The following is a 12,574-nucleotide window of genomic DNA, read 5'->3' on the forward strand; positions in this document are numbered from 1 at the left end:
AGGTCCGACAAGCAGTGCCTAGCGCTGGGGGAAGGTGTACGTGTAGCCGGCCGCGTCGAGTCGGTCGAGCAGTACCGCCAGCGCCCGCACGGTCTGGCTGCGGTCGCCGCCGCCGTCGTGCATGAGCACGATGGAGCCCGGCTTCAGCTCGCGGTTCACCGTCGCGAGAATGGCGTTCGTGCCGGGGCGGCGCCAGTCCTCGGAGTCGACCGTCCAGCCGAGCGGCCGCAGCCCGTTGCCGGCGGCGATGGCGCGGATCGCGGGGGAGAAGTCGCCGCCGGGGGCGCGGTAGTACCAAAGGGGCGCGCTGCCGGAGCCGGCCGCACTGGTTATCTCGTCCCGGGCGTCGAGTATCTCGTGCTGGTTGTACACCTGCGATTTGCGGCTCTGCGCCTCGTCGTGGTGGACGGAGTGGTCGCACAGCCGGTGGCCCGCCGCGACGATCCGCCGGACCAGGTCGGGGTGGGCCTGGGCGTTGGGGCCTATCTCGCAGAAGGTCGCCTTGGCGTGGTGCTGGGCGAGCAGGGCGAGGATCTTGGGCGTCCACACCGGGTTCGGGCCGTCGTCGAAGGTGAGCGCCACCGACTTGCCCGGGGCCTCCACGCCGTGCTGGATGGTGAGCCCGGTCACGGCCGTACCGCGGGGAGGGGCCTGGGCCCCCGCGCCGGTGGGCTCGCCCGCACCCTGTCCGGGGGCCTGCCGCCGGTCGGTCGCCCCCGGGGCGGCGGGGCCGTCGTGGCCGGTGCCGTGCGAAGCGCTGCCGTCGAGCCGCCTGCTCTCGTGCGTGGTGCCGCCGGCGCCGTGACGCGCCGCGCCTGCCGGACGGCCGGCATCGCCCGGCGTGCCGGACGAGGCGCCGGTCCTCGGGGCGGGTGGCGCGGCCGGCGCGGACGGGGGAGCCGTGTGGACCGGGGGCCTGGAAGGCGCGGCGGACCCCGTGGGGCGGACGGAGGGCGCCGAGGCGGCCGTACCGGCGTTGTCCACCATGTGCTCGGTGCCGCAGGCACCGAGCGCGGCGCCGGCGAGCACCACCGCGGCGACGGCTCCGAAGGCCCGATTCGAGCGGATGGTCAGTGCCACGGTGGTACCTCCTGGGGCCGGCCGCGACGGGCCGGGCATGCGGGTCAGCCCCCCACCCTAGGCGGCGCGGCGCGGCGTGCCCTCGGTCTTTCGGGCCGCTGCGGGTCCTGCGCCGAGGGGACTTTGGTCCTCCCGGAACCGCCCCCGCCTGCCGCCCGGAGCCGCCTGCCGCGCCGGGGTTCCGTCCGGCGGCGCCCCCGCCCGCCGGACGCGGCGAAGAACCCTGCCCCGTCGCATCCGGATGTACTCCGGGCGGCCGGTGTGACGTGGCGCACGCCACCCCCGTGTTGCGCGGCAGCCCACGGCGCGTGATCGTGGGCCACGGAACAGTCCCGCCCGCTCGAGCCTCCGCACCGTGGTCCACACAGGGGTCGCCGCATGAGCACACACTTCGACGTCGTCGTCCTGGGCGCGGGCCCCGGCGGGTACGTCGCCGCCATCAGGGCCGCCCAGCTGGGTCTGCGCACGGCGATCGTCGAGGAGCGCTACTGGGGCGGGGTCTGCCTCAACGTCGGGTGCATCCCCTCAAAGGCCTTGCTGCGCAACGCGGAACTGGCGCACATCTTCACCAAGGAGGCCAGGACCTTCGGCATCCGGGTGAACGGCGAGGTCAGCTTCGACTACCGCGAGGCCTTCGCGCGCAGTCGCAAGGTCGCCGACGGACGCGTCAAAGGCGTCCACTTCCTGATGAAGAAGAACGGCATCACGAAGTTCGAGGGGCACGGCACCTTCACCGACGACCACACCCTCCATGTCGCACTCGGCTCCGGCGGCAGTGAGACCGTCACCTTCGACCACTGCATCATCGCCACCGGCGCCACGACCAGGCTGCTCCCCGGCACCTCGCTCAGCGAGCGGGTCGTGACGTACGAGGAGCAGATCATGACGGACACACTGCCGCGGAGCATCCTGATCGCGGGCGCCGGCGCGATCGGCGTGGAGTTCGCGTACGTCCTGCACAACTACGGGGTGAAGGTGACCCTCGTGGAGTTCCTGGACCGGGTCGTGCCGCTGGAGGACGAGGAGGTCTCGGCCGAACTCGCCCGCCAGTACCGCAAGCTGGGCATCGACGTGCTCACCTCGACCCGGGTGGAGGCGATCAACGACTCCGGGGACTCGGTGAAGGTCATGGTCACCACCGGTGGCCAGCGGCAGACGCTCCAGGCCGACAAGGTGCTCCAGGCGATCGGCTTCCAGCCGCGGATCTCCGGCTACGGCCTCGAGCAGACCGGGGTCAGGCTCACCGAGCGCGGCGCCATCGACATCGACGAGTTCTGCCGCACCAGCGTCCCGCACATCTACGCGATCGGCGACGTCACCGCGAAGCTGATGCTGGCGCACGCCGCCGAGGCCATGGGTGTGGTGGCCGCCGAGACCATCGCGCAGGCCGAGACGATGTCACTCGACTATGTGATGATCCCGCGCGTCACCTTCTGCCAGCCGCAGGTCGCCAGCTTCGGGTGGACGGAGGCGCAGGCCCGCGAGCGCGGCTTCGACGTGCGCGTGGCCAAGTTCCCCTTCACCGCCAACGGCAAGGCGCACGGCATCGGCGACGCGACCGGCTTCGTGAAGCTCATCAGCGACGCGAAGCACGGCGAACTGCTGGGCGGCCATCTGATCGGCCCGGAGGTCACCGAACTGCTGCCGGAGCTGACGCTCGCCCAGAAGTGGGACCTCACGGCGACCGAACTGGCCCGCAACGTCCACGGCCACCCCACGCTCAGCGAGGCCGTCCAGGAAGCGCTCCACGGACTCGCCGGCCACATGATCAACTTCTGAGTGCCGCGACGGACGGCGGTGTGCCGGCTGCTCCGGTGCGCCGGTGGTCGTCAGGCGTCCCTGACGACCACCGGCAGTCCCGCCGCCCCGCCCCGACGTCGTGCTCTCAGCGGCGCCGTCGCAGGATGACGACGACCGCCGCGCCGACGGCCGCGGCCAGCAGCCCCGCCACCGCGGCGCGTTTGGCGACCGGCGCGCCGGCGATCCTGAGCAGGTCGAGCGGCTCCTCCGCAGGGTGCTCCGGCGGCGCGGGGGACGTGTCCTCGGCGGTGTCCTCGCTTCCCGCAGCGGGCTGCGGCGCCGTCAGCCGCCCGGCCAGGCAGTCGGCGAACTGGCCGATGACCCGGTCGCCGACCTCGGCCATCACGCCCCGCCCGAACTGCGCGGGCCGGCCGGTGACGGCGAGATCCGTCGTGACCGAGACGACCGTCGCGCCGTCCTTCTCCGTCAGGATGCCGGTGACCGTCGCCCGTGCCGTGCCCTGGCCGCGCACCTCCTTGCCGCGGGCGGACAGCACGACGCGGTGCGCGGTGTCGTCCCGCTCCTCGAAGACCGCCGTGCCGCGGTAGGTCACCGTCACCGGACCGACCTTGACCTTCACCGTGCCCTTGACGGTCTCGCCGTCGTACTCCTCCACCGTCGCGCCCGGCATGCAGGGTGCGACGCGCTCGATGTCCAGCAGCGCCCGCCATGCGTCTCCCACCGGGACGGGGACTCCGAACTCGTGGTGCAGTTCCATGTGTCCTCCTTCCTCGTCACACCGGCCTGAGCACCGGAGGATGGATCGCGCCAGCCGTGGCCGACAGCGGGGCGCCGCTGCCGCCCCAGCGCAGCGCGATGATCTCGGCGGCGATCGACACGGCGACCTCCTCGGGGGTGCGCGCCCCCAGGTCGAGCCCGATCGGCGAGCGCAGCCGGGCCAGTTCGGCCGGCCCCAGCGCCGTGTCGCGCATCCGCTTGAGCCGGTCCTCGTGCGTCCGCCGGCTGCCCATGACCCCGATGTACGCGGCGGGGCGGCGCAGCGCGACCTCCAGCAGCGGCACGTCGAACTTGGGGTCGTGGGTGAGGACGCACATCACCGTGCGGTCGTCGGTCTCCGTGCCGGCCAGGTAGCGGTGCGGCCAGTCGACGACGACCTCCACGCCCTCGGGGAAGCGCTTGGGCGTCGCGAACACCGGGCGCGCGTCGCAGACGGTCACCCGGTAGCCGAGGAACAGCCCGATGCGCGCCACCGCCGCCGCGAAGTCGATCGCGCCGAACACCAGCATCCGCGGCGGCGGGGCGAAGGACTGCAGGAACACCGTCACGTCGTCCTCGCGCCGCTCGCCGTTCCGGCCGTAGTGGCGCTGCGCGGTGGCGCCCTGGGCGAGCTCGCCGCGGGCGTCGTCGGTGACCGCCGCGTCCAGGCCCTCCGAGCCGAGGGTGCCGGCGACCCGGTCCGGCCGGACCGTGAGGGTGGCGCCGCGCGGTGCGGGACCGTCCAGCACCGTCGCGGTGGCCACCGGGCGGTGCGCGGCGACCGAGGCCGCCACCTCGCCGAAGCCGGCGTCCGTGGCCGGGGAAACCGGGCGGACCAGCAGGGTTATCTCACCGCCGCAGGTCAGCCCGACCTCGAAGGCGTCGGCGTCGCTGTAGCCGAAGGTGTGCAACCGGGCCTCGCCCGACTCGACGACCTCCTTGGCCAGTTCGAAGACCGCGCCCTCCACGCAGCCGCCGGAGACGCTGCCGACGACCTCGTCGTCCGGCCCGACGGCCATGGCCGCGCCCGGCCCGCGCGGCGCGCTGCGGCTCACCGCCACCACCGTGGCCAGCCCGAAGGGGGTTCCGGCGGCGTACCAGTCGTTCAGCGCCGGAAGGATCTCACGCACCGTCGGCTCCTCTCACCACGGCGGCCAGTCGTTCCAGCGCGCCCAGACTGTGGCCCTCGACGAAGGCGTCGACGCTCGGCAGTGCCGCCGCCATCCCCGCTGCCAGCGGAGCGTACCCCGGAGCGGCCTTGCGCGGGTTGGCCCACACGACGCGGTGCGCCAGCCGAGCCAGCCGCCGCATCTGCGCGGCCAGCAGGGTCGGGTCGCCGCGCTCCCAGCCGTCCGACAGCACGACGACCACCGCGCCGCGCGCCGTCCCCCGCGCTCCCCAGCGGTCCAGGAACGCCCGCAGCGTCTCCCCGAGCCGGGTGCCGCCGCTCCAGTCGGGCACCGCCGCCCCCACCGCGGCCAGCGCCGCGTCCGGGTCGCGGCGCGCCATCTCTCGGGTGACCCTGGTCAACCGGGTGCCCAGGGTGAAGACCTCGGTGGGCGGGCCGCCGCGGGAACCGTGCGCGGCGGCGTGCGCGAAGCGCAGCAGCGCGTCCGCGTAGGGGGCCATCGACCCGCTGACGTCCAGCAGCAGCACCACCCGGCGCGGTCGGCGGGCCCGGGCCCGCCGCGGCAGCACGGCCGGCTCGCCGCCCCGGCGCAGCAGCTCGCGGACGGTGCGGCGCGGATCGACCTCACCGCGGCGCGCCGGGCGGCGCCGGGAGCTGCGACGCGGCTCGCCGTCCAGAGCGAAGACCGCGAGGATGCGGTGCAGTTGGTCGCGCTCGGTCGCGGAGAGCACGGCCACGTCGCGATGCCGCAGCACCTCCGTCGCGCTGGCGAGCGCGGTCGCGACGGGTTTCCCGTCCGACCCCTCGGCGGGGCGCTCCCCGGGCACGGCGCACGGCACCGCGGGCGGGCGCACCGGGCGGACGGCCGGCCGCGTCCGGCCAGGCGGCGGCCGCTCCCCGTCGAAGTAGGCCGCGAAGACCCGGTCGTAGCGCTCCAGATCGTCCGGGTCGCCGCAGAGCGTCAGACGTCCCGCCCAGTACACGTCGCGCCGCAGCCCCGGGTCGAGACGGTCGAGCGCGGCCAGGAACGCCGCCACGCGGTCGGGGCCGGCCGGCACCCCGGCGGCGCGCAGGGCGCGGGCGAAGCCCACCAGCCCCGTTGTGCCGTCCGCCGTCGCCGTGCGCATCGTGCTCACCGGGTGCCGCCCGCCCCCGCGGCGAGGATCTCCGGGAGGTCGAGCGACCGCGCCCGCTCCGCGTCCTCGCGGTACTTCAGCACCGAGCCGAGGGTGGTCACCGCCAGGTCCGCGTCGAGCTCCGTGGCCCCCAGCGCGGCCAGCGCCTCCGCCCAGTCGATGGTCTCCGCCACCCCGGGCGGCCGCACCAGGTCCTGCTCCCGCAGGCACTGCACCACGGCCGTCACCTGCGCCGCGAGCCGCGCCGCCACCTGCGGCTGCCTGCGCCGCACGATCGCCAACTCCCGATCAAAACCGGGGTGTTCGAACCAGTGGTAGAGGCAGCGCCGCTTCAGGGCGTCGTGCACCTCGCGCGTCCGGTTGGACGTCAGCACCACCACGGGGGGCGACTGCGCCCGCAGGGTGCCCAGTTCCGGCACGGTGACGGAGTACTCCGAGAGCAGTTCCAGCAGGAAGGCCTCGAACTCGTCGTCCGCGCGGTCGATCTCGTCGACGAGCAGCACCGAGGGACTGGTCTCCAGGGCTCGCAGCAGCGGCCGTGCCAGCAGGAACCGCCGGCTGTAGAGCTCGCCCTCCAGCGTCCGGACGTCGCCGGCGCCCGCCGCCTCGGCCGCCCGCAGGTGCAGCAGCTGCCGGGGGAAGTCCCAGTCGTACAGGGCCTGCGACGCGTCGATGCCCTCGTAGCACTGCAGCCGGATCAGCGGTGCGCCGAGGGCATCGGCGAGCGCGTGCGCCAGCGAGGTCTTGCCGACGCCGGCGTCGCCCTCGCAGAAGAGGGGACGATGCAGCGTCACCGCCAGGTAGCAGGCGACCGCGAGGCCGTCGTCGGCCAGATAACCGGTCGCCTCCAGGCGGGCCCGCATCTGCTCAGGGCCGGTGAACGCCGGTGTCGTCGTGCGGTTCGCTGTTCCTTGGGCTGTCCCGTCCGTCGTGCGGTTCGCTGTTCCTTGGGCCGTGCCGTCCGTCGTGCCGTTCGCCGTCCTGTCCGGGGAGGCGGCCGACCCGGTGCCGGCCGACCCGCTGCCGGGCGGTGCGGGAACGGCACCGGCGGAACCCGCCGGGGCGGTCCGCCCCGGTGCGGTTCCGTGCGCCGACCGGGTCATCGTCCGCCTTCACCCCTCATGCCAGGTCCGCCGCCGCGACGACCGCCCTGCGGGTCAGGACCCGCGCCAGGTGCTCCCGGTACTCGGCGGACGCCGACAGGTCGGAGGCCGGACGGGTGCCCTCGGCGGCGTGTTCGGCGGCCGGGGCCACCGCCTCCCGTGCGGCGTCGGCACCCGCGAGAGCCGTCTCGCACGCGGTGGCGCGCACCGGGGTGGGCCCCATGTTCGACAGCCCTACTCGGGCCTCGACGATGTGGCCGTCGTCGCGCCGCACCATCGCGGCCACCCCGACCACGGCCCACGCCTGCGCGCTCAGCTGGAACTTCTCGTAGTGGAAGCCCCAGGCGTCCGCCTTGGGCACCCGCACCTCCACGAGCAGTTCGTCGCCGCGCAGCGCCGTCTGCAGGTAGTCGGTGAAGAACTCCCGGGCCGGGAGGGTCCGCCGCCCGTCCGGCCCCTGGAGGACCAGTTCCGCGTCCAGGGCGAGGACGGCGGCGGGCACGTCCCCGGCCGGGTCGGCGTGCGCGAGGGCGCCGCCGATCGTGCCGCGGTGGCGCACCGCCGGATCCGCCACCGTGGCCGTGGCGGCCGCCAGCAGCCCCGCGTGCCGCCGCACCAGAGGGTCGCGCACGACGTCGTGGTGCGAGGTGAGGGCGCCGATGACGAGGGTGTCCCCGTCGAGCCGCACCCCGCGCAGGACGGGGATGCGGCCGACGTCCACGACGAGTTCGGGGAAGGCGAGGCGCATCCGCAGGATCGGCAGCAGGCTCTGGCCGCCGGCCAGCACCTTCGCCTCGTCCCCGGCGAGGGCGAGCTGCCGCACCGCCTCCTCCACCGTGCGGGGCCTGGCGTAGTCGAACGACGCGGGAATCATGAGCCGCCCTCCTCCGGCCGGGCGGTCCGCGCGTCCCGCAGGGCCCGCCAGATCCGCTCCGGTGTGCACGGCATCCGCACGTCCGTGACGCCCAGCGGCCGCAGCGCGTCGACCACGGCATTGACCACCGCGGGGGTCGAGGCGATCGTCCCGGCCTCGCCGACGCCCTTGACGCCCAGCGGGTTGGTGGTCGCCGGCGTCTCGGTGCGGTCGGTGAGGAAGTCGGGCAGGTCGGCGGCGCAGGGCACCAGGTAGTCGGCCATGGTGCCGGAGACGAGGTTGCCGTCGTCGTCGTACACCGCCTCCTCGAAGAGGGCCTGGGCGATGCCCTGCGCGAGTCCGCCGTGCACCTGGCCCTCCACGATCATCGGGTTGACGACCGTGCCCACGTCGTCCACGCACACATAGGAGCGGATCCGCGCCCGGCCGGTCTCGGTGTCGACCTCCACCGCGCACAGGTGCGTGCCGTGGGGGTAGGAGAAGGCCTCCGGGTCCTCCACGTGCTCGGCGTTGATGGTCGGCTCCAGCCCGTCGGGCAGGTCGTGCGAGGTGAACGTGGCGAACGCCACTTCCTGGATGGTCTTGTGGACGTCCGGCGAACCCTTCACCGAGAAGACGCCGTTGGCGAAGTCCAGGTCGTCCTCGCTCGCCTCCAGCAGGTGCGCGGCGACCTTGCGGGCCTTGTCGACGACCTTCCGCGCCGCGCGGTGCACGGCCACGCCGCCGACGACCAGCGAGCGCGAGCCGTAGGTGTCCATGCCCTGCGGCACCGTGCGCGTGTCGCCGTGCAGCACCTCGACGTCCTCGAAGGGCACGCCCAGCACGTCCGCCGCGATCTGGCTCCAGCTCGTCACATGGCCCTGCCCGTGCGGGCTGGTGCCGGTCAGCACCTCCACCTTGCCGGTGGGCAGCATGCGGATGGACGCCGCCTCCCAGCCGCCCGCGCCGTAGCGCAGGTCGCGCAGGACGCGGCTGGGCGCGAGCCCGCACATCTCCGTGTACGTCGACACGCCGATGCCGAGCCGCACCGGGTCGCCGCGCCGCTCCCGCTCGCGCTGCTCGGCGCGCAGGTCGTCGTAGCCGAAGAGGGCGAGCGCCTTGTCCGTCGCCGACTCGTAGTCCCCGCTGTCGTAGGTGAGCCCGCCGATGGTCGTGTACGGGAACTCGCGGTGGCCGATCCAGTTGCGGCGGCGCACCTCCACCGGGTCCATGCCGATCTCGGCGGCGAGCTCGTCCATCATGCGCTCGATCGCGAACGTCGCCTCGGGGCGGCCCGCGCCGCGGTACGCGTCGGTGGGGGTTTTGGTGGTGAAGACGCCCGTGCAGGTGAAGTCGTAGGCGTCCATCTTGTAGATGCCGGGGAACATGAACGCCCCGAGCAGCGGGATGCCGGGCGTCACGATCATCAGATAGGCGCCCATGTCGGCGAGCAGCTCCACCTTCAGGCCGAGCAGCCTGCCCTCGCGCGTCGCGGCGAGTTCGAGGTCCTGGATCTGGTCGCGTCCGTGATGGGTGGCCAGATAGCCCTCCGACCGGGACTCCGTCCACTTCACGGGACGCCCGAGCCTGCGGGCGACGGCCAGGCCGAGCGCCTCCTCGGCGTACACCTGCAGTTTGGAGCCGAAGCCGCCCCCGACGTCCGGCGCGACCACCCGCAGGCGGTGCTCGGGGATGCCGGTGACGACGGACATCATCACGCGCACGATGTGCGGGATCTGTGTCGCCGAGTACAGGGTGTACTCGTCCGAAGCGCCCGGCGGGACGGCCACGACGGCCCGCGGTTCCATGGCGTTGGGGATGAGCCGCTGCTGCACGAAGCGGCGCCGCACCACCACGTCCGCCCGGGCGCGCACGCTCTCGTAGGGTTCGCCGGTGGCCAGCGGCCAGGTGTAGCAGCGGTTGGTGCCCTTGTCGGCGTGGACCAGCGGGGCGCCCTCGGCGAGCGCCGCCTCCATGTCGAGCACCGGGGGCAGCGGCTCGTAGTCGACGTCGATCGCCTCCAGCGCGTCGGCGGCCGCGTAGCGGTCCCGGGCGACGACGACGGCGACCGGGTCGCCGGTGTGGCGTACCTCGTCGACGGCGAGCGGCGGGTGCTCGGGCAGCACCATGTCCTCGGTGACGGGCCACGCGCACGGCAGCGACCCGAGCCCTTCGGCCAGGTCGCGGCCGCTGTACGCGGCGACGACACCCGGCCGCTCCAGGGCGGGAGCGACGTCGATCCGCTCGATCCGGGCGTGCGCCATCGGGCTGCGCAGGATCGCCATGTGCAGCAGGCCCGGGACGGTGATGTTGTCGGTCCAGTTGGTCCGGCCGGTCACCAGCCGGGCGTCCTCCTTGCGGACCCGGGCGCGGCCGACCTCGGGTTCGTGTCCGATCAGCTGGTCGGTCATACCGGCGCCCCGCTCCCCGCCGTGCTGGGCGCGGCGTGCTCGGCCTCGGCGCCGGGCTCGGGCGCCCGGCGCCGGCGTTCCTCCGCGGCGGCCGCGAGGACCGCGCGCACGATGTTCATATAGCCCGTGCAGCGGCAGAGGTTGCCCTCCAGGGCCTCGCGGACCTCCTCCGGCGTGGGGTCGGCGTTCTCCTTCAGCAGGTCGCGGGCGGCCATGATCATGCCGGGGGTGCAGAAGCCGCACTGCAGCGCGTGCTGCTCGCGGAACGCCCGCTGCAGCGGGTGCCACTCGCCGTCCGCGGAGGCCAGCCCCTGGATCGTCGTCACCTCGCAGCCGTCGGCCTGGACGGCGAGCACGGAGCAGCTCTTCACGCTCTCCCCGTCGAGGTCCACCGTGCAGGCTCCGCAGTTCGTGGTGTCGCATCCGACGGGGGTGCCGGTCAGACCGAGCCGGTCGCGCAGGTAGTGGACGAGCAGCAGACGGGGCTCCACCTCGTCCTCGTAGGCAGTGCCGTCCACCGTCACCGAGATGCGGGTCATGCGCCCTCCCAGAGGTGCTGTGAGGCATTTCCCCCGTTCTGCCCTGATATGCGCAACTGTAAGTCGCGCCAGGGGACAATGCGACGCCTCAGACGCGTCTTCAAGGGCACTGCCCGCCCCGGGGCGGGGAGGCGCGGCCCCCGCCGAGCGGAACCCCGAACGCGCCCGGCCCGGCCGGGAAGGCGCCTGCGCCGGTGCGTCGTACGGGCTAGATTCGGACGCGTGCTGCGCATCGTGGACGGCAGGAGCGGCGAAGCCGTGGAAGTGGACCCGGGGCGGCGCGTGCCGCTGCGGGTGGTGGCCCACACCGGCGCCCAGGGCGGTGCGACGGCGCTGCGGGTGCTGCTGCTGGCGGACGTACTGGCGCGCACCGCGGAGGGCTGGGGCGGGCAGGTGCTGGTCGCCGTGGCCGGCCCGGCCGACCCCGTACGGGACGCCGCCGCGGCGGCGATGGGCATCAGGCCCCGCGCGGCCCGCGGCGCCGACCTGCGTGAGGCGGAGAAGGCGCTCGCCGGGCCGGCCCGGGTGCACGTCGTCCCGGCGGACACCCGCACGGACACGGGCACGGACACCGGGGCCCTGCGCCTGGACGTCGGGCCGGTCGCCCCGCACGAGGCGGCCGCCGGTCCGGCCCTGCGGCTGGCGCTGCTCCGTCTGGACCGCCGGGACCGTGCGGAACCGACCCCGCGCGCCCTCGCGGCGGCGGACGCCGACCTGAGCCGCTGGCGCGGCGCGGTGGCCCGCTGGGCCGAGGCGCCGTCCAGGCCGATGAGCGCCGAGTACGCCGAACGCCTCCAAGCGGCCCTGGACGCGGATCTCGACACCGCCGGCTGCCTGGCCGTCCTCGACCGGCTGGAGGAGGAGGCCGCACTGCCGGACGGCTCGCGTTTCGAGACGTTCGCCCATGCGGACCGCGTGCTGGCCCTGGAACTGACCCGTGAGATCGGCGGGGCGGGATCGTGAGGCGCCGTACCGGTACGCAAGCCCCGCGACGGCTGGTCGTGCTGCGGCACGCCAAGTCCGCCTGGCCCCCGGACGTCCCCGACCACGACCGCCCGCTCGGCCCCCGCGGCCGCCGCGACGCCCCGGCGGCGGGCCGCTGGCTGCGCGAGGCGGGGCACACCCCCGACCTGGTGATCTGCTCGACCTCCCGGCGCACCCGGGAGACCTGGGAACTCGCCGCCGAGGCCCTCGCGGCCGCACCGCCCCCGCCGGTGCGCCTCGACGAACGGGTCTACGCGGCCACCGCCCGCGCCCTCCTCGACGTCCTGCGCGAAGCTCCCGACGCCGCCGGGACCCTCCTGCTGGTCGGCCACAACCCGGGGGTGCAGGACCTTGTCCTCCGCCTGACGGGCGAGGCCCGCGCCGACGCCCTGCGCCGCGCCGCCGACACGTTCCCGACCGCCGCCCTCGCCGTTCTCACCTGGCCCGCGCCCTGGTCCGCGCTGGCCCCGGAACACGCCCGTCTCGAGGACTTCGCGGTCCCGCGCGGCTGAGCGGAACGGGCCGGGGTCGGCGGTCCGCCGGACGGCGGCAGCGGCCACCAGCCGACGCGGGCCGCCACCGGCAGGTGGTCGCTGCCCGTGGCCGGCAAGGTCCACGCCCTCTTCGGGTCCACGCCCTCTTCGGGTGCACGCCCTCTTCGGGTCCACGCCCCTGACCGGGATCTGATCGATCCGCGCCACGGGGAAGGATGCCTCCGGTGCGGCGCTCCGGGCGCGGCGTTTCCCGCGTGGCCGCGATTCACCGCGGGGAGCCGGCCCTCAGGCCGGGCATCCGCGCCTCGGCCACCCTCCCGGGACAGAA

At 74.6% G+C, this 12,574-nt stretch carries 11 protein-coding genes; 3 read left to right on the top strand and 8 right to left on the bottom strand.

The window, feature by feature from the left end; all coding sequences use genetic code 11:
- Positions 1-18 precede the first annotated feature (18 nt).
- Positions 19-1,080, bottom strand: a complete 1,062-nt coding sequence (locus ACRWND_RS29090; protein WP_431954660.1) for a polysaccharide deacetylase family protein — start codon at positions 1,078-1,080, stop codon at positions 19-21.
- A gap of 378 nt (positions 1,081-1,458) precedes the next feature.
- Between ACRWND_RS29090 and lpdA the strand changes: the two genes are divergently transcribed.
- Positions 1,459-2,859, top strand: a complete 1,401-nt coding sequence (lpdA, locus tag ACRWND_RS29095; protein ID WP_431954662.1) for a dihydrolipoyl dehydrogenase — start codon at positions 1,459-1,461, stop codon at positions 2,857-2,859.
- Positions 2,860-2,965: 106 nt separating this feature from the next.
- Here the strand turns inward: lpdA and ACRWND_RS29100 are convergent, their stop codons facing one another.
- From ACRWND_RS29100 to ACRWND_RS29130, 7 genes are all read right to left on the bottom strand, one after another.
- Positions 2,966-3,598: an SRPBCC family protein gene (locus tag ACRWND_RS29100; protein ID WP_431954664.1), complete on the bottom strand. Its 633-nt coding sequence runs from the start codon at positions 3,596-3,598 to the stop codon at positions 2,966-2,968.
- A gap of 16 nt (positions 3,599-3,614) precedes the next feature.
- Positions 3,615-4,727: an XdhC family protein gene (locus tag ACRWND_RS29105; RefSeq protein ID WP_431954666.1), complete on the bottom strand. Its 1,113-nt coding sequence runs from the start codon at positions 4,725-4,727 to the stop codon at positions 3,615-3,617.
- Positions 4,720-5,853 (bottom strand): vWA domain-containing protein, encoded by a 1,134-nt coding sequence (locus tag ACRWND_RS29110; RefSeq protein WP_431954668.1) that lies wholly within the window; start codon positions 5,851-5,853, stop codon positions 4,720-4,722. The genes ACRWND_RS29105 and ACRWND_RS29110 overlap by 8 nt, the downstream gene beginning before the upstream one ends.
- 5 nt (positions 5,854-5,858) lie before the next feature.
- Positions 5,859-6,725 carry an AAA family ATPase gene (locus tag ACRWND_RS29115; protein WP_431954670.1) on the bottom strand — a complete coding sequence of 289 codons (867 nt, stop codon included), beginning with the start codon at positions 6,723-6,725 and terminating at the stop codon, positions 5,859-5,861.
- A gap of 256 nt (positions 6,726-6,981) precedes the next feature.
- Positions 6,982-7,839 carry an FAD binding domain-containing protein gene (locus tag ACRWND_RS29120; protein ID WP_431954672.1) on the bottom strand — a complete coding sequence of 286 codons (858 nt, stop codon included), beginning with the start codon at positions 7,837-7,839 and terminating at the stop codon, positions 6,982-6,984.
- On the bottom strand, positions 7,836-10,229 hold the full coding sequence (locus tag ACRWND_RS29125) for a xanthine dehydrogenase family protein molybdopterin-binding subunit (RefSeq protein WP_431954674.1): 2,394 nt from the start codon (positions 10,227-10,229) through the stop codon (positions 7,836-7,838). The genes ACRWND_RS29120 and ACRWND_RS29125 overlap by 4 nt, the downstream gene beginning before the upstream one ends.
- On the bottom strand, positions 10,226-10,768 hold the full coding sequence (locus tag ACRWND_RS29130; protein WP_431954676.1) for a (2Fe-2S)-binding protein: 543 nt from the start codon (positions 10,766-10,768) through the stop codon (positions 10,226-10,228). The genes ACRWND_RS29125 and ACRWND_RS29130 overlap by 4 nt, the downstream gene beginning before the upstream one ends.
- A 222-nt stretch (positions 10,769-10,990) precedes the next feature.
- Here ACRWND_RS29130 and ACRWND_RS29135 point away from each other — a divergent pair, with 222 nt between their 5' ends.
- Complete coding sequence (locus tag ACRWND_RS29135) at positions 10,991-11,731, top strand: hypothetical protein (protein ID WP_431954678.1); 741 nt, start codon at positions 10,991-10,993, stop codon at positions 11,729-11,731.
- Positions 11,728-12,264, top strand: a complete 537-nt coding sequence (locus ACRWND_RS29140; RefSeq protein WP_431954680.1) for a SixA phosphatase family protein — start codon at positions 11,728-11,730, stop codon at positions 12,262-12,264. The genes ACRWND_RS29135 and ACRWND_RS29140 overlap by 4 nt, the downstream gene beginning before the upstream one ends.
- The last annotated feature ends 310 nt before the right edge of the window (positions 12,265-12,574 follow it).

The organism is Actinacidiphila sp. bgisy167 (genome assembly GCF_965342175.1).
Taxonomy (GTDB): domain Bacteria; phylum Actinomycetota; class Actinomycetes; order Streptomycetales; family Streptomycetaceae; genus Actinacidiphila.